The organism is Bacillus sp. SH5-2, from assembly GCF_008368905.1.
Classification (GTDB): Bacteria; Bacillota; Bacilli; order Bacillales; family Bacillaceae_G; genus Bacillus_A; species Bacillus_A luti.
In genome coordinates this window covers 14597-41537 of the sequence record NZ_QOSD01000019.1, presented here as the reverse complement: position 1 = coordinate 41537, position 26941 = coordinate 14597, and the positions used below count along the sequence as shown (strand labels likewise).

Sequence of the window (26941 nt, the reverse complement as noted above, 5' to 3'; positions counted from 1 at the left end):
CCCATCTTTTAATTTAATTTTGCATTATCTTGCTTTTTTAAAGCTTTTAGTTTCGTCGGTGTAACATCTGTACCTTCTTCGTTAACAACTTTAATCCCTTTAAGTTCGTTTAACATATTTTGACGAAATCCCTTTAAATATTGTTCACGTAGCGATTGACGCTCACGTTGCTCTTCTTCAGTTAAACCTTCAGCTTTTGCTTTTTTCGCTAAGAAGTTAATGCGTTCAACGAGTTCGTGATTAATCATCTCGAATCCCCCTTCTAATCAAAACTGATTATTATCATACAATAGTTACTCTTCTTTATCAAGCAATTGCTTTGTATACTCTACATATCTACGATGTACAGTCGCTTTTGAAACATTATGACCAAATCCACGAAGCGTTGCCGCAATTTCTTCGAAAGTAAGTTCACTTTTCCGTAAGCGCACAATTTCTTCAATTGGCACCTCTTTTTTCTCTCGGCCTACGCTTAAATTACGATTTTTTAAATTGTTTTCGGGACGATAGCCCTTTTCTACTGCGCGTTGCATGCCACGTTTAATTTTCAAGTTATGAATCTTTCTTTGATACTCTTCAACAATCCCAATTATATCTAACACCATCGAATCAGAATCCGAAAGCTGTAATTCACCATTATGAGTATGTGTATACACTTTGATTCCCTCTTTATGTAAACAGTGCATTAATGCAATTTTCGCATTCCCCCTACCGAGGCGCGTTTCATCTTGTATAAGTAGCACATCAATTTGTTCGTCTCGAATTGTATCCAATACTTCTAATATACCGTCACGTTCAATTGTATAACCACTAGCCTGCTCTTCAATTACTTTTATAACATTCATTTGATAGCGCTCAGCTAAATGCAATAATTCATCTTTTTGACGTAATAATGATGTTTCCTGTGCTTCTTTTGTTGTACTCACACGTGCATAAATAATTGCATTCATTATGAACCCCTCTTTCTCACTATTATTTCCCTTCAGTGTAACATAAATTCGCCTTTTGTTCGAACTTATGTTTGTAGAATGTTTTTTCGCATGTTATACTTATTAATAAGAAAAATGAAAGAAAACGAGGTGTTAGAAAACATGGAAAAGTTAACGAAACGCCAGCAAGACATTCTCGACTTTATTAAGCTAAAAGTACAAGAAAAAGGATATCCACCTTCCGTACGTGAAATCGGTCAAGCAGTCGGCCTCGCTTCTAGTTCTACAGTGCACGGACATTTATCACGACTAGAAGAAAAAGGATATATTCGACGCGATCCAACAAAACCACGAGCAATTGAAATTTTAGGTGACGATCGAATGGATGCAGAAACACAATCTGTTATTCAAGTTCCTATCATCGGAAAAGTTACTGCTGGATTACCGATTACAGCAGTTGAAAGTGTAGAAGATCACTTCCCACTTCCAGCTAGCATTGTTGCTGGAGCAGATCAAGTGTTCATGTTACGTATTTCTGGAGATAGTATGATTGACGCTGGTATATTTGATGGTGATTTAGTTGTTGTTCGCCAACAACAGTCTGCATACAACGGTGAAATTGTAGTAGCTTTAACAGAAGATAACGAAGCAACGGTTAAACGCTTTTATAAAGAAAAAGACCACTTCCGTCTACAGCCGGAAAATTCTTCATTAGAGCCTATCATTTTAAAACAAGTATCAGTTATCGGAAAAGTAATTGGTGTCTATCGTGATTTACATTAAAAAATAATAAAAAGAAGTAACATCTCCAGCAGCGGTTTTACCAATAATCTTTTTACTGCCATTACCAATTGTTACGTTTTTATTTTCTTCATTAAAAATTGTTACATCTCCGGCAGCGCTTTGCCCACTAATAACGGCATCTTGTGGTTTTTCTAATAAAGTAATCTCTACATCTCCAGCAGTTGAACTTGCCTCTATATCATATTTAGGATCATGATCCATAATATGCACTTCCCCACTAGCCGTTTTCGCCGTTACTTTCCCTATTACCTTTTTAAAACTCAGCTCACCAGCTTTCGTTGATCCCTCCACACTCTTAGCTGTGACATGTTTCAAATCTACTTCTCCAGCAAGCGTCTCGACACTTACACGGTCACTTTTCACATCACTGATTTCTATTTGTCCAGCGGATGATTTTACTTTTATCTCTTCGTAAAAACGTTCAGGTACAAATATAGTCAATGTAGGTGTTTGAAATCCGAAATTGTAAAATGAAAAATCAAACGAATCGCCCTTTTCCCTTCCCCCTATAATTTTTAACACGTCACCCTCTTCAGCAATACGAATCTCCTGTTTCCGCACATCTCCTGTTTGCTTTACATAAAAAGAGGAATCCGGAGATTTTTGGATAACAATATCTCCAGCATCCAAGTCAACTTCTACGTTTTTTAATGCTTCGTTTTTAATAACCTCTTCCTTATTTCCTTTCTCTACATTTGCTACTGCTTTTTTATATGTTTGCGAAATCCCTATTACCCCAACAATGATACAAGCAATTGCTACGAACAATATTTTTTTCATCATCTACTCCCCTTTTATCATTTTGAAGTTCCACATCACATATCGTACGCATAATCTCTTAAACCACTTCGTACTATAATAAGCGATAATACATAACAACAAACCTACTCCGACAAATGTTATACTAACGAAAAGATCTAACCAAATAAAAGTGCCCATAAATACTTTTACAATAACGAAAAACGGTGTCACTACACTCGCAATACCACCGACCCAAAAGGAAAATATAAAAGCAATAATTGCAATTAGCGGACCTAAAACAATAATAAAATTAAACAAACTAAGTCCAATCGCTGCCATGACAGCTCTTGTCACATTTGAAGTTGAAGGATCTTTTTTCATCTCATCAAATCGATACATTGCAAGTAAATCTTTTGCAATTGTTTTCGGAGAACCTAACCCTTTTATTATTTCCGATTCAGTTTTCCCTTCTTCTATTCCAAATTGAAAATGCTCTTCATAATCAAACAAAATATCCTGCCGCTCTTCTTCTGGTAGCTTTCTAAGCTGATTCGATAATTCCCTGAGAAACTGTTCCTTATTCATCCCAACTCACCCCTTCAATAATTTCTTGTACACCTCTCGCAAAATCTTGCCACTCTGTTACCAATAACTTAAGTTGTATCTCCCCTTGCTCTGTTAACTGATAATATTTACGAGGCGGCCCCTCGGTAGATTCTTTCAAATACGTTTGAAAATACCCTTCTTTCGTTAAACGACGTAATAAAGGATACACAGACCCTTCCGATATTAAAAATTTATTTGAAATTTGCTGAACAAGTTCATAACCATAACTATCTTTACGTTTCACAAGTGCTAAAACACATAGTTCTAACACACCTTTTTTAAACTGAACGTTCAATTGCAGTCCTCCTTTCTCGCCACAGTACTGTTCAATAAACAGTAGCTTATTTATCCATAATATACCATTTAGTACTATTTATTGCAAGGTACTCATTTATGTTTATTCCCTAAATTTAGAAAACGCACAAATAAAATCCCGAATAAGGTCATAATATAACTGAGCATTATTCGGGATTTTATTCGATTTGAACTGTATGAATACAAAACTCCCCCCACTCTTTCTCCACTATGAACCAACTTCCATTTGTGACCCTAATAGATTCCGAAATACACCTTTTCTCTCTTTAGCCAATTGATTAAATTCACCTTTTTGGACAATTTCACCTTTTCCTAAGACAATAACTTGATCTGCATTGCGTATAGTAGATAAACGATGCGCAATAACAACAATAGTCATTGTTCCTTTCAATCTTTCTATTGCTGATTGGATCTTCACTTCATTTTCAGTATCTAATGCACTCGTAGCTTCATCTAGTACTAAAATGGATGGTTGTCTTAAAATAGCCCGTGCTAGTACAAGCCGTTGGCGTTCACCACCCGAAAGTCTTACTCCCCGATCTCCAATCAGTGTGTCAAGCCCATTTGGCAGCGTTCGTACAAATTCAGCAGCAGCTGCAAACTCTAATGCATCCCAAATTTGTTCTTCACTTGCATTCGGTTCAATCATTAATAAATTTTCTCTAATGCTTGCATTAAATAAGAAGGGATCTTGTGGTACATAGCTAATTGCCCTCCTTAATGACAATAAATTATCAGTTGTAAGAGGCGTACCATCTATTAACACTTGACCTTTTTCTGGCTGGATCAAGCCCATTAAAACATCAATTAATGTACTCTTCCCAGCACCAGAATGCCCCACAATAGCCGTCATACTATTTATTGGAATTTGCACATTAATATTTTGAAGTGCGTATAAAGATTCTTGCTTATTATAACGAAAGTAAACATCTTTACACTCAATACCTTGTTCTATACAAATCGGCGTTATATGTTTTTGCTGATGTATATCCTGCATTTCAATTGCTTCCTTACATTCCTCTTGTAATTCCCATAATGACTTAAAAGCAGGAATACTTGCAGCCAGTTGTTCTAAATTTGATTGAATTGTCATGAATCTCGGCCATAGTCTAGAAAAAATGAGAATGATTAATAATAATTGGGTGGATTGCGCTTGAAACATACTTACTGACAATAATAAAAAAAATGCAATTAATATAGCCATTGAAACTTTATAAAACAATTGCGAGCTCGATCTTATTCTCATATACTCCATTTGCTCATTACTCATCTTTGTTGTTATAGATTGTAACCAGTCTAAACGTGATGCTTCCAAAGTATTACTCTTTATATCTTTAATTCCATTAAATTGATCTGTTATACCAGAAAGGTAGTCTTTTGCCAATTCTGAGGTCTTACCGCCTAGTATTCGTGCTTTTTTTATAAAAACACGAGAAGCTACCAAGAATAATAAGCCAAAGACCAAAACAAATATAGTTATTTGAGGAGATAATAAAAATGCAATTCCCACCTGTATAAATGTAAACAGAATAGCAGCTAACAATTGTAAAAATAAATTAACCCCATAACTTACACGAGCTAATTCTGTAGTTAATATATTTATTAGATTTGTTTTCCTTTTCTCTAAAAAAAAACTCCACTTTGCTTTTAAAATCACACTATATGTTTCTATTCTTAAGTCTCGTACAAAAGCTTGTTGCGTTCTCGCATCCCTTAGCGTTATATTTCTTTGTAGTAAATTTTGACCTAACACTATTAGTATATATATACCTAAAATAGAAACTAGACTTGTTGTTTTAGGAAAATCCTGCAAAAATCTAGAGACAGGTGCAATAAAAGTAGTCTCCTCGCCTATATTCATTATTCCAGTCATACTTATCATAGGAATTAATAAAATAATACCTATCCCTTCAAGTAAACTTATTAAAACCATACCAAATAAATTCACATACAGTATTTTTCCCGCTGAAGAATATAATTTCTTCATAAAATATATAACATGATTCATCGATGTTCCCCCTATAACAAAGCAAGCTTCTTTGTTTTCCTCCAAAGACATAAAAACGGACGTAAAGGAAAATATAAAAAATGAAGAAATTTAGGTAACGGTAATGTTTTTGCATCAATTGGATAAGGATATAATTGGCTCATAATATATAAAATCTTTTGCTGATTAGACATTAGTGAAAATAAGTGTCGACTATGATAGATAAATACTTCTTCTGGGACAGGTTCGGTATGCAAATTTATCATTTGCTTGAAATAAAACAGCGCCTCTTGAGCTAACTGCTTTGAATGTTTTTTCCCTACTAATCCCATCATCCTTTCATCTAGTCGTACACCTAGCAATTGAGCTGCTAAAATTAATGCTTGTCCTCCTAAATGAAGCATTTGATATTTTCTCATTAACTTATGAATCTCACTCCAATTAAGTTCTTGATCGACAATTTTTTTTATATCTACTAACCAGCGTAATCTGGACCAACCATGTCTAGCACCATGAGATACAAGAAATAAAAATAAATCTTCCTCACCTAACATATATACAGAATTACTCGTAAGGGTACTTTTTCTCTTTCGCTTCCAAAGTTCTTCAAACCCAGGTTCCTTACCAGGTCCGGGATTTAACCTCCAATGAATCTCAAGCTTAATCTGCTTTGTTGGATGAAAAAATGTTATATGATGATGCCTCCATTTCCAATCATTTAATATCGTTTGAATATAATCATCTTTTACATACCCCTGTTCTAAAAGTAGCTTTTCTACTTCTTCTAAATTTTGCATTGGAATTAGAACGTCCAAATCACAGGATGTTCGTAAAGAAATATCTCCATATAAATCTTGAGATAGTACAGGTCCTTTTAGAAAAATCATACGAATCTCATTTTCATTACATAGTTTATTTATTCGTTCCATTTCAGCACTTAAATAAAGCATGTGAAATGTATTTTTTTTATATTTCCTATTTAAGGTTTGTACAATATGTAAAGGAATTAGTTCCTCATCCACCTGTTTAAGTTTTTGATATACCACCGGATAAACGCGATGATGCACAGCTTGCTCAAGAAATACCTCCCAATCAATATCCGAAAACCATTCATTACTGTAAGTTTGTACTGTTTCGTCATCTTGTAACTTCAAAATTGCAAAAAGAAGTTTCAATTCCTTAGACATGAACTCTACATTCAGACCAAAATCTTTCTCCATTTTATTCTCCTTTAATAGTGTCCTCACTTAGCCTCTTTGCAAATGATCCAACGACAGTAAATTTCTCCATTCCTTCTGATCCAGTAACATAAAAAGAACCGCTCCGTAACCATGCATGCGCAATTAATTCCCCATGACTATCCTTAGCAGTTCCTAAATAAAGAGTACTCTCAATGTGACGTTTTTCGAGCATTTTCATCCCAGCTATAGCTTTAACAAGACACTGACTTTCCCAAAAAGTATAACGACTCATAATAGAAATAGCTTCAGACACCTTCTTTAGTGTATCCCCGTGTGGCTGAATTTGGGAAACTGATGTTTCGTTCATGTAATCCCCTAAAGAAGGTGCAACTTTGGAAAAGGTAATACTTTTTAGTACACGCGCCCACCCTAAAAAAATAAAAGCCTCTAAAAATAAAAGCTTTGTCTCCGTGTTCAGTGATAAAAATAACCTTATTCTTTTCACAATATTCATTAATCCCCTCCTAATAGTTCTCTTGAAATTACGAATCTATCTATTAGATTGATCTTTTATTTGAATTAAACCTTCTTGAAATAAGCACTCTAAAAAGGAAAGAACTTGTTCTTCACAATCTTTTTGTTCAATATCATAGTTAGATACTAACATAATAACAAGCTGCTTAATTTTTATCGGCTTTTCAATAAGCTCCCATATTTCTCCGCCTATTTCACCTAAGTTATAATAATTTCCTTTTTGGACATTTAACATAACTTTTTCTCCATCCATATCGCTTACTATATTGCCTTCACTCTGTACAACGTTATGTTCTAATGATATGTTTCTCGAATGAACAACCATCAACCATACTCCCTTTCTGTATAGAATTTAAAATTACTTGCACAAGCTCATGGGCTGTAAATCTCGAAACCGGTCGTCTTAATTGAAACATTTCCATTCCACTTGCAATATTAGATGAAGTTTCAAAATGCCATTCCATCAATCCTAATTTAGAAATCAAAGAATTCCTAAAAGTATGTTGGTATAACTTGTACAAGCGTGTGAGACCTTCTATACGGATCATCTCAATATCTTCTCCCTGCGTTTTTACTAATTCAATAACACCTGCAAGAGGTAATGGATCAGGGGAAAATTGAGAATTCACAGGAACAGCATACTTCGTTTCTCTTTCAAACAAAGGACTAAATTTCGTTACTTCCATTCCTAATTCATTTATGCTCTCTTGCCATAATTTTTGTTGTGCGTAAGAAGGATGAACTATTGCAGTATTTTTATTCAAAAGAGACACAGCAACTATATCATCACTTAAAAGTTGATATCCTGCATTCAAAAAAGCCGAGGCTAACGTTGATTTTCCAGCTCCTGAATCACCGATTAATGCATACGCTTTTCCATCTATGGCAATTACACTTCCATGCAATGGAAGTATTTTCCGTTGCATTAAAAGTGCCCCCATACAAGTTCCCAGAATGTATAATCGAATTTTATCTTCTTTCGCCTCTGGCATAGGTGAAAAAGTAATTTTCTCGCCCGCTTGGATAGAAAATATTGCAGTTTGAGGAACATGAAACATCACTACATCATCTTCCACTACAATGGTTTTTTGTTGTGATTCGTCATATCTATCCCACCGTTCAGATAAATCAGTTATTTCAATTTGAACATCTGCCATCTCTTTCTTTTCATTCAGCTGAGACAACTCGGGTAATGGGATTTCACTTACTATTTTTAACCCGAAGGCTTTGTATAACACATTTCCCATCGAATCGATCATCCTATTCACCCCACATTGTCAAATTTTTGAAAGCTCTTATATAATAAAACTATATAAGAGCTTTATTTGTTCAACGACTTAACTATACTTCACCGGATCATCTGGATCAGGTTGAATTGCGTCAGGAGTTTTATGTCCTGGCCCCGCCATAGTCATATTAATATTAAGTACTTCTAATACAGGTTGTTTCCATTCCTTTTTCATACATATCACCCCCTTTCATATTATTTTTTTTATAAATCGATAGAAAATTAGGCTACGCATTAAAATTCTAAAATCTAAATCAAATGCATATTCTGGTCGAGGTTCTTTACATATTTTTGAGATAGCTTTCTTAATTACCTCTACATTTAGAAATTCAGAGATTATTGGATCTACACTAAGTTCTTGAACTTCCTCAATAAATTCGTTCCAAAATGGAGTCATACGGTAAACACCATCTGCACCCTGTACACCTCGAACGCGTTGATTTAATCGTACTTTATCCGGAAGGAAATTTTTTGTGGCTCTGCGAATAAGAGATCGATCTAAACCATTTTGAACATACTGTTCTTCTGGGACTGACAAACAAAATTGAATAATCCGTAAGTCATTTGTAGGATCACGATCCCATAAAGCATAACGTAACGATAATTTCGTTTCATACGTTCCATTTATGCTCCAATAATATGGTTTTTCAAATTGTTCTCTTTTCATGTCATATGCAGTTGAGATAGAATTACCTGTTATATCAACATTCTGTTCTTTGAGTCTATCAAAAACATTCATTTTTTTTGCAAATTCCGGATTGATTATTATAGGAAAAACATCTTGTTCCTCTGAAGAAAGTAACTGATGAAAAAACGGAAAAGCTTTTCTTCTTACCACTTCAAAAACACGTGCTTTTTTCACTCCTAGATTTCTACTATATAAATGTAGTTCACGATAAAAACGAATCCAATGTAATTTTTTTAACAACATTGCCTGGTAATCTAACATAGGCCCCCACGATACCGTCCAATTACCTCTTTGGCCGCTAAGGAGTACTCCTATGTCACGCTGAGATGCTTTTTCATAAACTCCACTCAACCAAAAAGTATTCTCAAAAAATTTATATGGCATCTCCATTGTTTCTAGCCAATCATCAATTTCCGATAGTGGGCTTCTCTCCGGAAATTCTAAATAATAATCCTGTATATTCCCTACATGCCCTACAGTTGATTGAATAAAAGGTCTTTCATCAGCTATCCTACCTTTATGTGTCCAATCTTCAAATCCTTCTACTGGAACATAACTAAACGTATGTAATTTTTTATTTTCAGCGCGTAAATCTTTTGCAGCAAAGCTAACGACAGACCCTGAGTCTAGCCCTCCGCTCAAATGAGCTCCTACTTCGTGATGTGTTCGTAAACGTGCCTTCACTGCACTTTGATACACCTCTCGAAACGCCTCTTCATACTCTTCATTTGATTTTAAATTAAGCATTTTCCCAGCAGTTGGTATATAGTATCGCGAAAATTCAACTTTTCCATCCTTTACCAAAACAGTGTGTGATGGAGGGACCTGTTCTATATATTTATAGACTGTTAGCTGCGGATCTACTGATTCGAAATTTACAGGTATAGCTAAAAATTCAGCAATCCACTGCTCATTCAATTTTTTCTTAACATATGGTAGAGTAAATAAGGGCTTTATAATAGTACAAAAAGCAAATTTGTTCTCACTACGATAAAAATAAAGGGTTCGGCTCCCAGAAAAATCTCTAGCTCCAAACAGAATTTGTTTTTTCTCATCCCAAATCATAAATGCGAAATCGCCCACCAAATATTTCGGTGATGCCTCTCCCCATTTCTCATAAGAGAGTAAAATCAACTCACTATCTGTCATGTTTTTTCTATCCACATAATCTACTTGTAATTTTTCAAACAGCTCATCACGATTATCAATAATAGCATCTGCTGTAATTGCCAGTTGTTTTTCATAATTATAGAAGGGTACTTGTTCACCAACTGACTCTGGTGTAATCCATTGTGCGTGACATCCTAGGAAAACGTTTTCTTTATGCCATATTCGAATATCATCAGCAGGGTACTTTTGTAAGTCACTCACTAATCGTGTACCCTGTTCAATTGATACAGGTTCATTATTAAAGTGAATAATGCCAGTTATAGCGCTCATTTTTCCCTCCTAATATATGAAAAGTTAATACAAATACTATTTATATATTAAATTCGTTAAACATGCCTCTTTATCATTCTTTTTAAAGAACAAAACCACTTATTTTATTACCGTCTCAATTATTTACTTTAATTTGCTTGTAGATTAAGATTTTGATATTTAAAACCTAGCACCATATCCTTTTTATGTCAATTTAAACTGAGTATTCTCAAATGTTTTTCACAAAAAATTCATTATAAAGAACTTTTATTCGTACATTTACAAATCAAATTCCACTTTTACTTACTTTTTATTTCTTTCCTTCTAGAGCTTTTAAAACGCCTTGAATGACCCTTTGTTGATCTTCAACTAACATATTAGATCCTGAAGGCAAACAAACACCACTTTGAAATAGGTGCTGCGACACATCTTCATTTTTGCTGTGTGGATAATACTTCTTCCTTTTAAAGAGCGACTGTATATGAAGTGGCTTCCACGTAGGACGTGCCTCAATATTCTCTTCTGCTAAAATTCTCAACACTTTTCCAATAGAGATCCCGGATTCCTTTTCATCAATTGTCAATGTAGTGAGCCAACGATTTGAACGAGTATTTTCTAATTCAGGCATAAAATAAAATCCTGGTATGAAAGATAGCGCTTCGTAATACCGTTTATATATAGATCTTCTAGCTTTCACCCTGTCTTCTAACACTTCTAATTGTCCTCTTCCAATACCAGCTAGTATATTACTCATTCGATAATTATATCCTACTTCACTATGCTCATAATGTAGTGCTGGATCTTTTGCTTGTGTCGCTAAAAATCTCGCTCTTTCTAATGCTTCCACATCATCAGAAACAAGCATTCCACCGCCCGAAGTTGTAATAATTTTATTTCCATTAAATGAATAAACACCAAACTTTCCGAATGTACCGCTTGCTTTCCCTTTATATGTAGAACCTAGAGATTCTGCTGCATCCTCAATTATGGGAACATCATAATGATTACACAGCGAAAGAATTTCATCTAATTTAGCACTCTGACCATATAAATGAACAAGAATAACAGCCTTAGGTAATCTCCCAGCTTTATCAGCATCATGCAACGCAAGTTCTAGAGCTTGCGGTGACATGTTCCATGTTTCCGATTCAGAGTCAATAAATACTGGTTCAGCCCCCAAATAAACAATCGGATTTGCACTCGCTACAAAAGTGAAACTTGAACAAAATACTGTATCTCCCTTTTGAACATTTAATAATCGTAAAGCTAAATGAATGGCAGCAGTACCTGAACTAACCGCAGCACCACCTTTAACTCCTACAAAAGAAGCTAGTTCTCTTTCAAATTCATCTACATTTGGACCAAGAGGTGCAATCCAATTTGAATCAAAGGCATCTTTTATATATTTCTGTTCATGTCCACTCATATGTGGCGAAGAGAGATAGATTCGTTTTTTGTGTTGAATGGTTTGCATGTAAACACATCCTCTATACATATTTAAAATATTATGTATTTAAAAACATATGTTTTAATACAGGTATATCAGGAAGTCTTCTTAAATTATCTATTGTGTAATGCGCTTTATAATCTTGCTCAACTATAAGATTACGGTAAATTCCATCTTCTCTATTAATATGAACCGTTATCCAATTTAATTTTTTCGCAGTAATAAAATCCTTACTTAAATTATCTCCTATATAAACACATTGCTGATGTGGAACCTGTAGTTCCTTGCTTATTTTTTCATAAGGAAGTTGACTCGGCTTCCAATATTCTCTTCCAAGCTTATCAGTGAGAATAATCGAATGAAATCTCTCTTTTAACTTTAATGCGTTAATTTTTCTTTCTTGGGTAATTAAATATCCGTCGGAAATTAGTCCTATTTTTACGGTATTCGTTAAATTACTCAGCACCCAATCCGCTTCATCTAATAATTGAATATCCGGTTTATGGAGCCTATACTTTTCTATTAAGTTACTAATCAATTTTTCATCATACGCAATTTTTAACTTTTCAAGTGTTTTATTAAACACAAACTTTCTTTCTCCCGAATCAAATAATTGAATTGCTATATTATAAAATCCAATTTTCTTATAGTCCTCTTTAATCCAATCATCCACTGCTTTAAAGCCACTTACGACATAATCTTTTTCTTTATACAAAGTATCATCCATATCAAAAACAATTGCTTTAATCACCATGTTAAGTACTCTCCGTAAAAACTGCTTCATCATATCTAAGCATTGTTAAATTTTCTCTCCAATTGAAATCTTGCTCCGTAAACATTTCTCCTTGACACATTTCAATTGTCCATAATGGAAAATTCGCTCCCGCTTCGATCGATAACGGAATCCCTCCACCAAAACGAGGATTTATTTCAATAAACGTAATTTGTCCATCCTTCTTTTTAAAACATTGTAAAGTAATACACCCAATAGGATTAGGAAGAGCTTTTATTACAGCTTCTGCTGCTGTTATGATTTCAATATCCTTCTTGGTCATACCTTTACTTACCTCACCAGCTCGTGTCTCTATGCGCAATCTAGGTACGATCGTTTTTATATTCCCATAAAAATCTACCATGACATCTATAGTGTATTCCTCTCCTGAAACGTACTCTTGTATCATGGCGTTAGGTATATATCCCTTAAAAAATTCCAATTCCTTTTCATTCATTATTTTTGTTACACCTTTACTAGAACTGCCATCATAAGGTTTAATTAATAGTGGAAATTGATATTCTTTTCTTTCAATCTCCTCATCACTATATACTTTAGGTGTGGGGATATTATTAGAAACAAAGAAGTTATACGTGTATTTTTTGTTATTAGCAATCTCATTTAATTCTTTCCCGGAAACTAATACTTTTACATCAAGTTCTTTAAAAACCCGCTTATTTTCGGCTAAAAGAATCAATTCCGTATCAATTAATGGAATAACTAAGCCAATATTTTCTTTTTGACATATTTGTAATAGCTCTTCTATATAATTTTCTTCTATTACTCTCGGAACAATAAAATGCTTATCACTAAAATGAACAGTCGGGGCAGTTTCTTTTAAATCTGCAGTAATGATGTTCCCATTCATTTTTTCTTTCTCAAAAACTTCCTTAAATTTTTTTATTAAAGATACTCTCCTACCAGAACTAGTAAACAAGATATTCATATTATTTTTCATCATGTTTAATACTCCCTTTAAAAATTGGCATAGTTGCGTGGCTACCATTTTGTATGCCTTCTGATTTTAAGACTTTGCTAACAGTTAAATATAAAATTTTTAAATCTAGAAGAAAACTTTGATTCTCAACATACCATACATCCAGTTTAAATTTTTCGTCCCATGAAATGCTATTTCTTCCATTTACCTGTGCCCATCCAGTGATTCCAGGCTTTACATGATGTCTTTTAGCTTGTTCATTAGAATATAAAGGCAAGTATCCCATTAATAATGGCCGCGGTCCTACTAAACTTATATTACCTTTTACAACATTTATAAGCTGCGGCAATTCATCTAAACTATATTTTCTAAGAAATTTCCCAAACGAGGTTAACCTCATTTGATCAGGTAAGAGCTTATCATTCTTATCCCTTGCATCGGTCATTGTACGAAATTTGTAAAGATAGAATATTTTTTCATATAGTCCTGGACGTTGTTGCTTAAATATGATCGGAGAGCCTAGCTTAATCCTAACTAAAATAGCTACTATTAGAATAGGCAATGAGAGAATTAACAACAATGACAAAGCAACTAGCAAATCAAAAAGTCTCTTCATATATAATTATCCCCCTCATTCAAATTTTTCAGAGCGTTTTCCTAAACCATATCAATATAATAAATAAAAAGAAGGAAGGGCTACCGCTTCTCTTCCTTTCACTCTTGATTCTATTAAAAACAAATCATTTTTTATGTATGATGAACTAAGAAAAAGCACTATCGACCAATTAAAAATTAAGATAGGATATCTAGATACATATATAAGTTCTGGAAAAATTGACATATAACAAACATATAGATTGGCCATAAAAAAAATGCACCTCCAATTCTTAAAATGTAGCTAACATTTGAGGTGCGCTTCAGCTTATCAAAAGAAAAAAATAGCTTTTCTTTTTTTTATTAATAACTAAAAATGAATAACTACATTACTCGTTTATAAATCCGAATGTTTTGAATACTGCTAATGACCCAATTTCCTTCCATATAATATTATTATCAGTAACTACACTACTGGAAACTGATGAAAAGGTAGGTACATTTGTATATGACGTACCATCATTTAACGCTTCATATACATGATTACCCCAATTAATTCTACTACCTTTCGAATAATATTTAGATGCTACCCATGTTTGATTATTTGCATATCCGCCTGTCGTACAAATCCAGCCGACATATCCCCCGGCAGTCGGATTTGAATTTTTCACTTCTTGTCCTAATCTATAATAACCTGATGTTGGAATACTTGACATTCGGTAGTATGGATCCGTCACACCGTAAACAATATTTCCTTGCAGAAATTCTTTTCCTGTAATCATCATTGTTGCATTATTTAACACATTATTTTTCATTACAAGTTGAAGAGTATTACTTGCTGTTCTATTATCAATTCCTACTTGTGTTAAGTTCGTAGCAGTTACATTATTATTTTGAATTACCGCTTGTTTCCCCGCAAAAGCTACATCTAAAATAATAATAGCTCTTGAAAGAGTATCATTTGTAATTTTTATAACATTCCCACTTAATATAATATCATCAGACACATTTTGAATATTTAAGACTGTTCCATTTGTTTTTTCAATGTAACAATTAATCATTTTGAATGTTTTGAAATTATTCACTGTAAGTAACGTATTATTTATATCCGTACTAATGATCTTACATTCTCTTAATTCTAACGAATTTACTGTACTTGATTGTGCGCCTAAAAACACAATGTCTTTAAAGAAACAATTTGTATACGTTCCCGCAAATAAAGTTGGAGTTTTCACATTTTTAAATATTGTATTTTCAAAAATCCATCCTGGTTTAAATGTTCCTGCTGTTGAATAATTTAAATATAATACATCTTGTCCTTCAAATACGCAATTTGATATCGTTTGTGGTTCATTTTTCACTTCTAGAGTCCATTGAAACATCGTTGACAAGGAGTTAAGTTTATCTACATCATTAAAAAAGCGACAAGAATCAACCCTAACTACATATGGGAATGGTGTATCAATAATCATTTTACTGTTATAAAACACATTATCAAATATATTAATAGATCTGTTTGCATATACACCTTGAGCATTTATTTGTGCTCCATACACAGAATTATTAGAGAAAATAACATCTCCTGCTAAAAAGACCTTTGCTAGTCGGATATTATTCCCGCTTACAATTACTCTATCTGCACCACCATTAATCGATACCCCAACATAAGCACTTGAAAGAGTATTCATAAGGGAATTGTTTACTATATAAATAAATTTCCCATTGACAACAATAATGTTATATTTTTGATTATCATGAAAATTATTTCTTTCAATATAGATATATTGGTTCAAATCATATCCATCTTCAATATCAATTCCACTTTGTGGATCAGTACCTGCGATATGATGAATGTCATTATCATAAATATACACATTCTTTGCGCCAGCTACAGTAATCCCTTGTCTACGACAATGATGTAAGTTGCATTTCTCAATATAAGTATATTGAGAAAAAGAAGGGACCCGAACATTTATTAAACAATTTGCGGAAGCAGGAACAGTACTTTGATGAAGAACAATTTTAGCATAGCTTGCTCCATTAGGAACTTCTACTTCATCAAAAAATTGCACATTAATTTTAGCAGATATAAATGCGTTACTTAAATTATAAAAAATAACATCATAATAATCACATATTATATCGGTACCCAACCCGCCAAAGCCATTCCCATAAAGACCGAAATAACCATACTTTACAATAGCCGCTTGCTTCATATCAATTTGTAATTTGGAGCGTATCTTTGTCGTACTACTTACTAACGAACCATCTGTTGTACTGATTGAGCCTTGTTCAAATGAACTAGCTAATGATGTTGGAAATGGCGAAATCTGACCAAAAGTACTGTTAAGTGTAATAGCATCTCCTGTACAATTCAAAATCTCTAGATTATCTAAAGATACAAATCTTGTATTGTTCCCTCCATCGGCAACCTGAGTAAAACTCCCCACTGCAACGCCGTACCCTCCCTCATGTGTTCCTCCGCTAGTGTAATCATGCGTATCTTTATCTCCTTGGATAATACCATTTGTAACCCTAGAGTAAACTTGATTTTTACAGAAGCTCACAATCGCATATCCCGTCAAGTTATTTGTTTCCATTTTTAAAGTTGCACCATTCAAATTTAGCGTTAGGTAGCTTTGTGGTTCAATTGGTTTATTTTTATCAATCAAGTACGTTCCTTTTGGTAATACAACTTCTGTATATCCTTGTTGAGATGCCCACTTTAAAGCATTATTAATACCTTGCGAAGTGTTAACGGCATCAGTCCCATCATTTTTAGCATTCCATCTATTTAATTCAAGCAAATATGTGTTTGATTTAAATGTATCTTCTGGGCCTTTTGGAACCCATTTTGATTTTGTTCTATCATAAGTCAAAATATCATTATTCGAAGGCATCTTGCTCGTTACATCTACGTCACTAAGTTCTCCCAGATTAGCCAAATCAAATTACACCTCTTTCTTGTTTTCTATATATTATGTTTAGTGAGGTAAATTGATTGGATATTAATTATAGAGAAAAAAATAAAAACGGCTGAACATAAAGTGACTTTATATCTCAAATTTTTACCGTTAAACAGCCGAAAAGTTAAAATAACAAGAACAAAGACGTATAGTATGATAGCCGATTTACATGCTACATTTTTATTCTATTTATAAAATACTCTATTACTGATTTATCAAAGTTTTGATCAAATTTCCTTGCAAAATATTGATCTGAGCTTTCTATTGAATTGATATCTTCCAAAGTGAAGGTAATCGGATGATTTCGGTTTTTAAAAGTCTGGCCCCACCTCAAGTATATTAAATTATTATTTACAACTTGTGATTTGTACTCCGAATTCATTATTATTGTCTGAAAAAACCATTCATCTGGACATAAAGCATTTTTAAAAGCATCATAGTACCATTCATTTCTTTCTAAAAAATCTATAATATATCTTGCAATATCCAAAGGGATACAAAACCAGGATGAACCGTGATAAAGTGAAAACTCTTCAGGCAACTTATATGGGTTGGGAAATATATTAAATCCCCAACCATACAAACGCATAATTATTCTTCTAAAAACTCTAAAAGGATGAAATACATTGTATTGTTTCCTTGCTACCTTTGGCCAACTGATATTCTGAAAAGCAACATCTGAATTACTCCTTTCAATATGAGTTGCTGTCATAAATATTTTATTTTTATTATTTAATAGAAAATCTCTAAATCCGTTTTTCACCAATAAATCTTGACCACTCCTTAGGCACACAAAATCGTAACTTTTTTGTTTATCTAATACTTTTTTTAGCAACAAAATCGTAGCATCTACCTGGCTTATATCACCCCATTTTACGTCTATATTCTCATCCAAAACTTCTACATTAGGATTGTTTAATATTTTCTTACATAACTCATTGTGTGTTTTTTTATCAATATGAACAAATACATCGGCTTGTTCTTCTGAGATAATTTGGTCAATAAACCCATTTACTTGATCTGGATTTTTGTGGACTTGTAAGATATATGCTGTATGCGGAACCGTAGTATTCTCAATACGGTTCTTTGAAAATAATCCAGAAAATTCAGTTAGATGTGACTCCATACCTTTACATTCGTTCATAATTTCCTCCACTAAAATAAATTGACTAAATCCACACGTTCACTATATAAAACCATGAGAACTAATTTAAGTTAGATATTTTTTGTTTATTCATTTACATTTTCTATACCCGAAAGCTATTATTCCTCATATCACTCTTCAACTATTTTTAATATTTTTGGAATAAGTTTTTTTTATTAATAACTTAGATGAAATTTTGTTTACAATTTGTCTTACTATATCCCGTAAGTATTTAAACTCTTCATGTTTTCTAAACGTAATTAAAAAAATTACATTTGGAATAATAAGACACAAAATACTGCGTATTACTATATTTATAAATATATCGGTATAAAAGATGTTGCCAAGAGTATCTGTTATGATTACAGAAACAAAAACCAGAAATCCAAACAAACTATATCTAACAAAATATAATTTTACCGATTTTTTGAAAACAAATTTAAATATAACATATGGATCGTACCAAAAATAGGTACACAATCTGCTGATAACAGTGCCAAAAAATACACCTGCAATTCCTATTTGTTTTGCGAGAATTATAGAAGCTACAATATTTATAACAGCCGCTATAATAGGCCTGTATTTTCCTTTTTTAAATAAACCAGTGGTTTCTCTAAAAGTTGTAGAAGCATTTTGCATTCCAGCAGTGAAAAAATTCAATATTATGGCAAATATTATATACTTATTAAACACATAATGCTCACCTAACCACAAAGTTATAAATGGGTTTATTAAATTCCAAAGACAAACAGTACAGAATCCATATATCCAAAAATTAACAAAATTAAGTACGCGAAAAATAAAATATTGTGCATCTTCATTTTCTTTTACATTTAAATTTCCAACACTGGCAGTAATAGAATAAAACAAATAACCCAATAAAGTATTCAGTGTATTTAAAACCAGTAGATAATTCGAATAAATACCAACCCAAGTAATCCCAATAAATTTAGAGATAACAATATTATCAGTTCCATTAATTACCACACCGCTAATTTTGTATAACAATAGGGCATACAAATTTTCAAAGAAAAGCTTTCTATCTTCTTTAGATAATTTCGCTTTATTTTCCTCTTGTAGATACGGATATAGTTTATTCGCTTTATTCGCAATATACATATTTTCAATTACTCTTAATACCAGTTGGACCATTAATATTACAATATAATTTCCGATGATTATTAATAAAATGATTTGTAAAGAGTGAGACATAATTGTAAATATACTGTGTATTTTGGAAATAATGTGATTACGCTGATCAGCAATAATAATAGATTGTTTATACACAAAATAATATGATGAAACCGAACTCAATAAAAATAGCAGATAGATAATGTTAATATTACTAATTGTCGTCTCGCCATTCATTAGGTGAGGAAGAAATGGTAATAACGATAATCCTATCAATAAAACGATTAATCCTATTAATCTATATGCCTTTTGATATAAGTTCATTAATGCCTGTATTTTACAACTATCATTCTCAGCTAAGGGCTTATATAAACTGTAAATTATAGCCGTATCAAAACCTAAGTTAGCTAATGACAGCATAGTTAATATACTTGTAAAAAGTCCTTCCACACCTAGGTATTCTATACCTAGTGTATAAATAAAAACGGTTCTAACAATGAAACCCATACTAATACTAATTATTTGGCCCGACAAACCGAATAATATATTTTTCAGGGAATTTTGTATTCTCATAATAATACCTTCTACTTCTAATTGTTTTGTGCAAACATTCTACTTAATTTAGTACCAATCTTCCTCTTCAAAATAGGAAAGAACTTTATTACTCTATACTTAAGTAATGATTTTCTTCGCTGTGCTTTGAAATCATAATCTAAAAACCAATCTAGTAAATCTTTATATAATATATTATTATAATTTCCCTTCATTCGAACTTGAATTATATTCCAATAAATAACAATGAATGTATCTGTAAAAAACTTCACCTCATTATCCAAAGAAGTTTTAATGTACCGGAAAAGATCATTTGGAATATTAAAGCCATAACTTCGAGGATCTTGACCTTCAGCGATAATTCCCATAATAGTTCTCAAGCACTTTTCACATTTACAACAATTTTCTTCATTTTTAAAACATACTCTGATATTAACCAATTCCTTAATGGTCGAATAATGATCAACAACTACCTTAACCTTATTTTGCCTGTTGAGTTCATATCCATCGTGAAAAACCTGACCTGATGCATACCTTATTTCATTGTCCACTGTAGGGTCAGATGCACAAGTAACTTCATATAAAGGAGAATTAGAGCTTGCAATGTATATACATTTTATCTTAAGTTTGAAAGCTATTGGGATAGCTGCAGATATTATTGCTAAGCCATGGTGTAATCCATGCCACCATGTATCCTCTAATTTCCACCTAAAGTCATGATCAATATTTCCTGCATTTATAAAAGTACCATAATTAGATTGTATAAGGATGTTTTCTAATCCTTGGCATTTTGCAAAATTTATAGCGTTTTCTTTGTCTGCCTCCCACACATCACTTTCCTCTATATTATCTTCATGCCATCCGTATTCAGTAATTAATAATGGGTTTTTGTCCTTTATTCTTATAAATGTAGTAAGTGCATCAAGACCTCCACTAAATAAAGATGCTGCTTCGAGTTCAGGAGTATAGGTATTATCAATAATTTTATCTACAACAATAGAACCCTTAAACCTGACACTAGGAAACATATTTTGATATGCAGTTTTTATATTATTGAGACATTCATAAAAAGATTCATCTAATTCATTTATCAATATTGTTGAATCAGTGATCCACACAAGAGGAATTACATTTGAAACAAATGGAATAGCTAAAATACTATTTGGAATATCAGATATATCATAGTTGTATTCAAGGAACATATGATTATTTATTTTAAAATATTTTTGTAAATTCCCTTTAACGCTAAAAAAGTAATCAACCCTGTTATTTTTTACAACAATTTCACCAAGAATTATAGTATTCATTTTAGCCTCCTAATAAGTTACCTTTCAAATTCTTGAGTATTATTAATTTGAGAATTGTTTTAACCATTGATCTACCACTTCAAAATTCACCTTAACATCTGTTATTATTTTTGAGTTAATCATTTTTTCAAGATTATCAAAATCAGCTCTTTCGATTAAATTCAGATTATATGTCTCACTCATCCCTCTAGCTCTTTCGTCTATAGAGATAATGATTGTGCGCTTTTTATGTCGCATCGCAAATATCCCACCGTGTAATCTTGTTCCAATATAATCAATATCTGTATTGAGCACTTTTTCATAAGCTTCTATATTAGGTGGAACAACTTTTATATCTTCTGTATGACTTAAACTTTCAAAATATAAAAAATCACTCGCATCCTGTATCCAAAAATAAACATCTTTATAATTTCTTCTCAGTACATCTATTAATAATTGATCTTTTACTAGGTCTTTCGAATGATGAGTGAGTGTAAAAATAACTGAATCTGATTTTTCGGTTGGAATCTCTTTACAGAACTCAGGTGTAAGAGACCACATTGTTGCACAACCTGTATTTAAAGCCTTTAACCCCATTTCTTCTAAAATTTTTTTTGTTCTTTCATCTCTAACACTATGTATATATTCATGTGATAAAACTTTTTTATATAACATTTTTGTATATGCGTTTATCTTATTACCTTTCCCTGCACCTACACCAACTAGAATACTACCTTTCAAAGGACCGTAATTGAACATATTAATATTCCACTGTGGGAAATGAGTAAGCATGTCCATTGTAAGTAAATTTGAACCACCTACAAATTTATATTTAGCATTACTATAAAGCTTTACCCTATGTGATCCTCTTGCTACTTGATACCAATGAAATGGTGAAACATGAGTCGGTAGTGTTAAAACATATGCATTTTTAGTTATATCAGACAACTGATACCTTACACACTTCATTATTATGTCATCCCCCTTGTTAAGAGAACCGACCGACGTATCTAACACTAAAACATTATCCATGAAAATAATACCTCCAAGTATATTTTAAAAATCAATAAAAGATTTTTAACTTTATAACTTAAACTATTATCACTCAATTAGCCTATATATCTTTTCTACTTCTGCTTCATTACCATAATTCCGTTGACTAGCATTATTTACAATTTTATTTCTAAAATCGACATCATCAACCAGTTTTTTTATCCCTTCGATAATCCCATCAATACCCGTTGGACAAATACACCCATCTACTCCATCCTCTAGCTGACTTTTAGCAGTTGGAAAATTAGTTATAAGTACAGGTTTCCCAAGAATCTGTGCCTCCCGAACTGTCACAGCCTTTCCTTCATACCTAGATGGTTGTACATATATATCACACGCTTTTATATAGGGATAAGGATTAATCTTTTTGCCCAGCAGAAAGAATCTATCCTGAATTTTCAGTTTATTTATCAATATTTTAAGCTCAATCTCTTGAGGGCCATACCCTACAATATACCACTCAACATCGTATCCCTGATCTAATAATTTCCGAAAGGCATATATAGCATCATCAATCCCTTTAGCGTGTGAAAGCCTGCCTACAGTTACAAGCTTTATGCGATTAGGAGTTAATGGCATTACATGCGTAACATCTTGATTCGATTGTTCACGTACAAACTCAGGAGATATAATATTTTCGATAATATCTACTTTTTTATTCATATAAGGAAAGGTACTAAGAAATGAATCCCTACAACTTTCAGAAACCGCTACGACCTTATCCATTTCTCTCCACATTTGATACTCCATACGTTTATTCAGCGGTATGTTTAAGTAGTCTGTATGAATCCAACCAATCTTCCTTTTCGCTCGAACCTTACTTCCTATGAAATAATGAGGCCATAAAAAACTAATTGCAGCGTCATATTCTTCCTCTAATCTCGGAAGATATGATAGGGACATTTTCCACCCGTATTGAATAACCAAGTATCCTGGTTCTTCACTCTTTATACACTTACCATGTAAAGTACCCATCACCCTTGCTATCAATCTGATGATCCCCATAGATGTATTACCCTCCTGCAGTATTTGCCCAATAGATTTTCTAAATGTAGTGTATTGAGATATTTCTGGTAATAAATTTGGTTCTTTTGGTAATAACGAGAAAAATTCCCCCTCATGTTTAAATAACATTAAATCTACGTCATATCTGTTGTAATCAATTTTATTTAGTAGTCCAATCAGACTCCGTTCTACACCACCGATTGCCATGTCAAAAGAAGTGATTAATATTTTTTTCTTTTTCATCATCAAATACCTCACAAAATTAATTATCAACTTCTATCATTCCTTATGATAGCCCCCTATTTTTCTTTACAAATATAATCCGGATTGGTTTATGTAACATGTTGATGAAACACAATTATCTTATATATTCCTCTCACTCTATTCCATATAACGATAACCAATCAGGAATATTATTTTTAATATCAAAACCTAATTTTGATATATTGTTAATTATCTTTGATCTTTCAGGTTTTTCTTTTAATAAAGCTTTATTAATTTCTCCAGACCATACTTGAAGCTTTTCATCTAAGCTAATAAATGACATTATCCCTAAGCCCATATCAGTATTTTTAGGTATTGTATCCGCAACAATACAAGGTGTACCTGAACATTGCGCTTCTAACGTTACAATACCGAAACCCTCGAATAAAGAAGGAAATAAGAAAACATCGAATGCTTTCAACAGTCTCGGTATATCCTTCCTCACACCTAAAAATCTTATATTGTTGTTAACCCCCAATTCTTTTGCCTTCAATTCAATAGAGCTTTTTAACGGACCATCACCTACTAAAACAGCGATAAAATTTACATCACTCTTTAATATTTCTTTTAGAACTTGTAGGATAAAAATATGATTCTTTGATTCTGAAAACCGACCAATATGACCTATTATTTTCACCTCATCTGGTATATTAAGCTCTTTTCTCACACTGGCAACATCCCTCATGTCCACATCAGTAAATTGGTTAATATCTATTCCATTTTTGATTAATTCTATCCTATTATCATTAATTATTCTTTTACCAAATAAAAAACGTGCAGCTTCAATACTACATGCACAATAATCCGTTCCAGCATATTTAATAATCAATTGCAAAACTTTTAGAGTAATTTGCGCTTTAATTCCAACTCCTTGAGACCAATTATTACTGTGTGAATGACAAACCCTTTTTTTTATACCTACCATTTTCGCAGCCACTGCAGCAAAGCCACCTTGATAATCGGTATGTGCATGTACGGCTACATATCGATTATCAGACATTATCTTTGTAAGTTCTTTAATATATGCAAAAGGCCCTACTTGACCTAGACTTGGAATTCTATAAACTTTACCACCTAATACTGCAATTTCTTTATCATAGTCACACTTTTCAGTTCTGTGTGAAACAAAATCAAATTGAACTTTTGATTTGTCTATATTTCTATATACATTCATTAGTAGCGTTTCAGCACCACCTCGATTCATAGCACTGACAATGTGCAAAACTCTTGTGGCCTTTTTAGCCTTAACCATTGAAACCTACCCCAATCCTATAATCAATTCCATATATTGAACCTTTATTATCCCAAAAAGTGACTCTTATAAATAATCCGCAAAGTAATGACATGCTCATATACAAAGTAAACAAAGTAACATACTAAAATTGCATAATAGACAAACTTCTGATCTTTTTCAGTGAACAGCTTTACAACCCAAGAAATTAATATTAACTGGTATAATCCAAAATAAATAGCAAACCTTGCAAAAATCCAATTTTGTGTTGAAATAAGCATAAAAACTGCACCTAGTAATGCCATATTTACAATATAATCACTCTTTGGAAATAATTCTTTCAGTCTTTCCCTACCCAAGAACGCAAGTATGAGTGGTGCAGCCTCAACAACAACTCTAAGTATATTAGCACCACCTTCATGAAAATCTTTGTAATGACCATATTGAGTATCCCCTATCGCTGCAAAGAAAATCTCAGAAAATTGATTAAACCCTATAACGATAAGCACCGCTAAAAATAGAAGGATAAACGTTGTTGTTGACCAAGCTTTTCTGCGAATTAGAAAATATATTGGTATGAGAACAAGCGCACTCTGATGAAATGTTGATGCAAGCAGAACAATAAAAATATATTTTTTCCAGTTACCATCAAGAATATATTTGGTCGCAGCAAAAACAATAGCAGCAGCTAAATATTGCCTAATCCCATTCATTGAGGTTAAGTACATCCCAGACGTGATATAGACATATAAACTTAAGTCAATTAACCTTGAATACTTATATAGAACGAATACGATTAGTACATTTGTTATCAATGCCGTAACAAAAACCATGACCTGAGGGTCCTCGGTATACTTTTGTAAAATCATTTGCAAAATATTAAATCCCATATCTTTATTATTTTGGATGTATTCCCAATTAAACTCCGTAGATGTGTATGCATGCATATAAAAATAAGTATCCCCAATATTAGTTCTAAGCCCTGACACTAATATAAGAGATAGAGCTGCCATCAAAATTAAAAACTGATTCGGCTTTATCGATGTAAGACTATTAGTAACAGGTATAGCAAAATACCTGGCAAAAAATGCGAGTATGAATACTATAGCAAGATTCATCCAAAGTATAGTCATTATTATTCCCTCTCATTTACTTACTAAATACTTCTCTATATGTTTACTTTCATTTTTGTTTTCATTGTAATGTAACTATAAAGGATCACCCCAAATGGTAGTGCGCACAGTGTTAGTCCTTTACATGGTGATTCTTGTATAAATCTCTTATTTTTTGCTATGAAACTACTAGATACATAATGTATAGCTTGCTTATACTTAAATAGTCGATTAGCAAATGGCAATTTCATAAGTTCCTTGCGATAAAAAGCAAACCCTCTTGGATTTTTACGATATTGATTTAGCATGTTCATTGATGATCCATCAGCCATGTATTCCACATAACAAAGTGCCTCATTCATCAATAACATCTTATACTGTTGATCTAACATATAGTATTTATACGCTAACCCTACATATTTTTCATTTTTAAAAATGGGGTATGGATATTTCTTAGTCAATTCCGTGCGATAGACCAATTTTTTATCACCTGTGACACCATATTTGTTATAAAGATCAAAAAGTGTGGAGTATTTAAGGTTCTCCGGTAACTTTGAGCCAATTATTTGCCCATTTGTATACAAGTCCAGTCCAATTATTCCACTAACTTCATCATTTCCATTGCGACTCCAAAAAGAAAGGATTTTTTCTACAGCATCATCTGGCATATAGTCATCAGAATCAATACAAACATTTAACTCCGTTTCAATCATTTCATATGCAGTATTATGAGCACCATGCATCCCTTGATTTTGTTGCCAATGATACATAATTTTGATATGTTTTTCAGCTATCCAACTATCCACCAATTCTTTTGTGTTATCACTAGATCCGTCATCTATTATTAACCATATAAAACTCTTACATGTTTGACGTTTTAAACTCTCATAACAATTTGTAAGACAATACGCTCTATTATAAGTAGGGGTGAAAATCGTTAACTTCTCCATCTTCC

26 protein-coding genes are annotated in these 26941 nt (G+C 32.7%); 1 reads left to right on the top strand and 25 read right to left on the bottom strand.

Features of this window, described 5'->3' with window-relative positions; genetic code table 11:
* Window positions 1-8: 8 nt before the first annotated feature.
* Window positions 9-248 (bottom strand): DUF896 domain-containing protein, encoded by a 240-nt coding sequence (locus DN410_RS14330; protein ID WP_000607015.1) that lies wholly within the window; start codon window positions 246-248, stop codon window positions 9-11.
* A 45-nt stretch (window positions 249-293) separates the two neighbouring features.
* Window positions 294-950: a YneB family resolvase-like protein gene (locus DN410_RS14325; protein ID WP_149176998.1), complete on the bottom strand. Its 657-nt coding sequence runs from the start codon at window positions 948-950 to the stop codon at window positions 294-296.
* Window positions 951-1091: 141 nt separating this feature from the next.
* On the opposite strand from DN410_RS14325, the gene lexA reads away from it, so the two are divergent.
* Entirely contained in the window at window positions 1092-1712 is a 621-nt protein-coding gene (gene lexA / locus DN410_RS14320; RefSeq protein ID WP_000413735.1) for a transcriptional repressor LexA, read from the top strand.
* Here lexA and DN410_RS14315 read toward each other — a convergent pair.
* From DN410_RS14315 to DN410_RS14205, 23 genes are all read right to left on the bottom strand, one after another.
* A complete protein-coding gene (locus DN410_RS14315) occupies window positions 1704-2513 on the bottom strand; it encodes a DUF4097 family beta strand repeat-containing protein (RefSeq protein ID WP_149176997.1) in 810 nt (269 codons plus the stop codon). The genes lexA and DN410_RS14315 overlap by 9 nt on opposite strands.
* Window positions 2514-2516: 3 nt before the next feature.
* Window positions 2517-3059 carry a DUF1700 domain-containing protein gene (locus DN410_RS14310; RefSeq protein WP_001031394.1) on the bottom strand — a complete coding sequence of 181 codons (543 nt, stop codon included), beginning with the start codon at window positions 3057-3059 and terminating at the stop codon, window positions 2517-2519.
* Window positions 3052-3375: a PadR family transcriptional regulator gene (locus tag DN410_RS14305; RefSeq protein ID WP_001102625.1), complete on the bottom strand. Its 324-nt coding sequence runs from the start codon at window positions 3373-3375 to the stop codon at window positions 3052-3054. The genes DN410_RS14310 and DN410_RS14305 overlap by 8 nt, the downstream gene beginning before the upstream one ends.
* Window positions 3376-3603: 228 nt before the next feature.
* Complete coding sequence (locus DN410_RS14300) at window positions 3604-5403, bottom strand: ABC transporter ATP-binding protein (RefSeq protein WP_149176996.1); 1800 nt, start codon at window positions 5401-5403, stop codon at window positions 3604-3606.
* A gap of 11 nt (window positions 5404-5414) precedes the next feature.
* The gene (locus DN410_RS14295; RefSeq protein ID WP_149176995.1) at window positions 5415-6602 is read right to left on the bottom strand and encodes a nucleotidyltransferase domain-containing protein; all 1188 of its coding nucleotides are present in this window, start codon (window positions 6600-6602) and stop codon (window positions 5415-5417) included.
* Window position 6603: 1 nt separating this feature from the next.
* Entirely contained in the window at window positions 6604-7077 is a 474-nt protein-coding gene (locus DN410_RS14290) for a lasso peptide biosynthesis B2 protein (protein ID WP_149176994.1), read from the bottom strand.
* A gap of 36 nt (window positions 7078-7113) precedes the next feature.
* A complete protein-coding gene (locus DN410_RS14285; RefSeq protein ID WP_149176993.1) occupies window positions 7114-7422 on the bottom strand; it encodes a lasso peptide biosynthesis PqqD family chaperone in 309 nt (102 codons plus the stop codon).
* The gene (locus tag DN410_RS14280) at window positions 7385-8356 is read right to left on the bottom strand and encodes an aldolase (protein ID WP_149176992.1); all 972 of its coding nucleotides are present in this window, start codon (window positions 8354-8356) and stop codon (window positions 7385-7387) included. The genes DN410_RS14285 and DN410_RS14280 overlap by 38 nt, the downstream gene beginning before the upstream one ends.
* A gap of 78 nt (window positions 8357-8434) precedes the next feature.
* Window positions 8435-8560: a paeninodin family lasso peptide gene (locus DN410_RS14275; protein ID WP_120450774.1), complete on the bottom strand. Its 126-nt coding sequence runs from the start codon at window positions 8558-8560 to the stop codon at window positions 8435-8437.
* 15 nt (window positions 8561-8575) lie between these two features.
* A complete protein-coding gene (locus DN410_RS14270) occupies window positions 8576-10513 on the bottom strand; it encodes a lasso peptide isopeptide bond-forming cyclase (RefSeq protein ID WP_149176991.1) in 1938 nt (645 codons plus the stop codon).
* A 289-nt stretch (window positions 10514-10802) separates the two neighbouring features.
* Window positions 10803-11966, bottom strand: a complete 1164-nt coding sequence (locus DN410_RS14265) for an aminotransferase class I/II-fold pyridoxal phosphate-dependent enzyme (protein WP_149176990.1) — start codon at window positions 11964-11966, stop codon at window positions 10803-10805.
* A 31-nt stretch (window positions 11967-11997) separates the two neighbouring features.
* Window positions 11998-12693 (bottom strand): HAD family hydrolase, encoded by a 696-nt coding sequence (locus DN410_RS14260; RefSeq protein ID WP_149176989.1) that lies wholly within the window; start codon window positions 12691-12693, stop codon window positions 11998-12000.
* Between the two features lies 1 nt (window position 12694).
* On the bottom strand, window positions 12695-13657 hold the full coding sequence (locus tag DN410_RS14255) for an ATP-grasp domain-containing protein (protein ID WP_370456815.1): 963 nt from the start codon (window positions 13655-13657) through the stop codon (window positions 12695-12697).
* Between the two features lies 1 nt (window position 13658).
* Window positions 13659-14264 carry a sugar transferase gene (locus DN410_RS14250; RefSeq protein WP_149176987.1) on the bottom strand — a complete coding sequence of 202 codons (606 nt, stop codon included), beginning with the start codon at window positions 14262-14264 and terminating at the stop codon, window positions 13659-13661.
* A gap of 367 nt (window positions 14265-14631) precedes the next feature.
* Window positions 14632-17142 (bottom strand): right-handed parallel beta-helix repeat-containing protein, encoded by a 2511-nt coding sequence (locus DN410_RS14245; RefSeq protein ID WP_149177104.1) that lies wholly within the window; start codon window positions 17140-17142, stop codon window positions 14632-14634.
* Window positions 17143-17380: 238 nt separating this feature from the next.
* Window positions 17381-18352, bottom strand: a complete 972-nt coding sequence (locus DN410_RS14240; protein WP_149176986.1) for a beta-1,6-N-acetylglucosaminyltransferase — start codon at window positions 18350-18352, stop codon at window positions 17381-17383.
* A gap of 138 nt (window positions 18353-18490) precedes the next feature.
* On the bottom strand, window positions 18491-20056 hold the full coding sequence (locus DN410_RS14235) for a lipopolysaccharide biosynthesis protein (RefSeq protein ID WP_149176985.1): 1566 nt from the start codon (window positions 20054-20056) through the stop codon (window positions 18491-18493).
* A 17-nt stretch (window positions 20057-20073) separates the two neighbouring features.
* Window positions 20074-21342, bottom strand: a complete 1269-nt coding sequence (locus DN410_RS14230) for a peptidase (RefSeq protein WP_149176984.1) — start codon at window positions 21340-21342, stop codon at window positions 20074-20076.
* A gap of 42 nt (window positions 21343-21384) precedes the next feature.
* Window positions 21385-22353, bottom strand: a complete 969-nt coding sequence (locus tag DN410_RS14225; protein ID WP_098662869.1) for a polysaccharide pyruvyl transferase family protein — start codon at window positions 22351-22353, stop codon at window positions 21385-21387.
* Between the two features lie 69 nt (window positions 22354-22422).
* Window positions 22423-23622 (bottom strand): glycosyltransferase, encoded by a 1200-nt coding sequence (locus DN410_RS14220; RefSeq protein ID WP_149177103.1) that lies wholly within the window; start codon window positions 23620-23622, stop codon window positions 22423-22425.
* A 133-nt stretch (window positions 23623-23755) separates the two neighbouring features.
* Window positions 23756-24895 (bottom strand): glycosyltransferase family 1 protein, encoded by a 1140-nt coding sequence (locus DN410_RS14215; protein WP_149176983.1) that lies wholly within the window; start codon window positions 24893-24895, stop codon window positions 23756-23758.
* Window positions 24896-24942: 47 nt separating this feature from the next.
* On the bottom strand, window positions 24943-26007 hold the full coding sequence (locus tag DN410_RS14210; RefSeq protein ID WP_149176982.1) for an EpsG family protein: 1065 nt from the start codon (window positions 26005-26007) through the stop codon (window positions 24943-24945).
* Window positions 26008-26042: 35 nt separating this feature from the next.
* Window positions 26043-26936: a glycosyltransferase family 2 protein gene (locus DN410_RS14205; RefSeq protein ID WP_149176981.1), complete on the bottom strand. Its 894-nt coding sequence runs from the start codon at window positions 26934-26936 to the stop codon at window positions 26043-26045.
* Window positions 26937-26941: the final 5 nt, after the last annotated feature.

Coding starts and splice junctions, on each gene's coding strand:
- DN410_RS14330 (WP_000607015.1), bottom strand. CDS start 248: ATGATTAATCACGAACTCGTTGAACGCATTAACTTCTTAGCGAAAAAA.
- DN410_RS14325 (WP_149176998.1), bottom strand. CDS start 950: ATGAATGCAATTATTTATGCACGTGTGAGTACAACAAAAGAAGCACAG.
- lexA (WP_000413735.1), top strand. CDS start 1,092: ATGGAAAAGTTAACGAAACGCCAGCAAGACATTCTCGACTTTATTAAG.
- DN410_RS14315 (WP_149176997.1), bottom strand. CDS start 2,513: ATGAAAAAAATATTGTTCGTAGCAATTGCTTGTATCATTGTTGGGGTA.
- DN410_RS14310 (WP_001031394.1), bottom strand. CDS start 3,059: ATGAATAAGGAACAGTTTCTCAGGGAATTATCGAATCAGCTTAGAAAG.
- DN410_RS14300 (WP_149176996.1), bottom strand. CDS start 5,403: ATGAATCATGTTATATATTTTATGAAGAAATTATATTCTTCAGCGGGA.
- DN410_RS14295 (WP_149176995.1), bottom strand. CDS start 6,602: ATGGAGAAAGATTTTGGTCTGAATGTAGAGTTCATGTCTAAGGAATTG.
- DN410_RS14290 (WP_149176994.1), bottom strand. CDS start 7,077: ATGAATATTGTGAAAAGAATAAGGTTATTTTTATCACTGAACACGGAG.
- DN410_RS14285 (WP_149176993.1), bottom strand. CDS start 7,422: ATGGTTGTTCATTCGAGAAACATATCATTAGAACATAACGTTGTACAG.
- DN410_RS14280 (WP_149176992.1), bottom strand. CDS start 8,356: ATGATCGATTCGATGGGAAATGTGTTATACAAAGCCTTCGGGTTAAAA.
- DN410_RS14275 (WP_120450774.1), bottom strand. CDS start 8,560: ATGAAAAAGGAATGGAAACAACCTGTATTAGAAGTACTTAATATTAAT.
- DN410_RS14270 (WP_149176991.1), bottom strand. CDS start 10,513: ATGAGCGCTATAACTGGCATTATTCACTTTAATAATGAACCTGTATCA.
- DN410_RS14265 (WP_149176990.1), bottom strand. CDS start 11,966: ATGCAAACCATTCAACACAAAAAACGAATCTATCTCTCTTCGCCACAT.
- DN410_RS14260 (WP_149176989.1), bottom strand. CDS start 12,693: ATGGTGATTAAAGCAATTGTTTTTGATATGGATGATACTTTGTATAAA.
- DN410_RS14255 (WP_370456815.1), bottom strand. CDS start 13,657: ATGAATATCTTGTTTACTAGTTCTGGTAGGAGAGTATCTTTAATAAAA.
- DN410_RS14250 (WP_149176987.1), bottom strand. CDS start 14,264: ATGAAGAGACTTTTTGATTTGCTAGTTGCTTTGTCATTGTTGTTAATT.
- DN410_RS14245 (WP_149177104.1), bottom strand. CDS start 17,142: ATGCCTTCGAATAATGATATTTTGACTTATGATAGAACAAAATCAAAA.
- DN410_RS14240 (WP_149176986.1), bottom strand. CDS start 18,352: ATGAACGAATGTAAAGGTATGGAGTCACATCTAACTGAATTTTCTGGA.
- DN410_RS14235 (WP_149176985.1), bottom strand. CDS start 20,056: ATGAGAATACAAAATTCCCTGAAAAATATATTATTCGGTTTGTCGGGC.
- DN410_RS14230 (WP_149176984.1), bottom strand. CDS start 21,342: ATGAATACTATAATTCTTGGTGAAATTGTTGTAAAAAATAACAGGGTT.
- DN410_RS14225 (WP_098662869.1), bottom strand. CDS start 22,353: ATGGATAATGTTTTAGTGTTAGATACGTCGGTCGGTTCTCTTAACAAG.
- DN410_RS14220 (WP_149177103.1), bottom strand. CDS start 23,622: ATGAAAAAGAAAAAAATATTAATCACTTCTTTTGACATGGCAATCGGT.
- DN410_RS14215 (WP_149176983.1), bottom strand. CDS start 24,895: ATGGTTAAGGCTAAAAAGGCCACAAGAGTTTTGCACATTGTCAGTGCT.
- DN410_RS14210 (WP_149176982.1), bottom strand. CDS start 26,007: ATGACTATACTTTGGATGAATCTTGCTATAGTATTCATACTCGCATTT.
- DN410_RS14205 (WP_149176981.1), bottom strand. CDS start 26,936: ATGGAGAAGTTAACGATTTTCACCCCTACTTATAATAGAGCGTATTGT.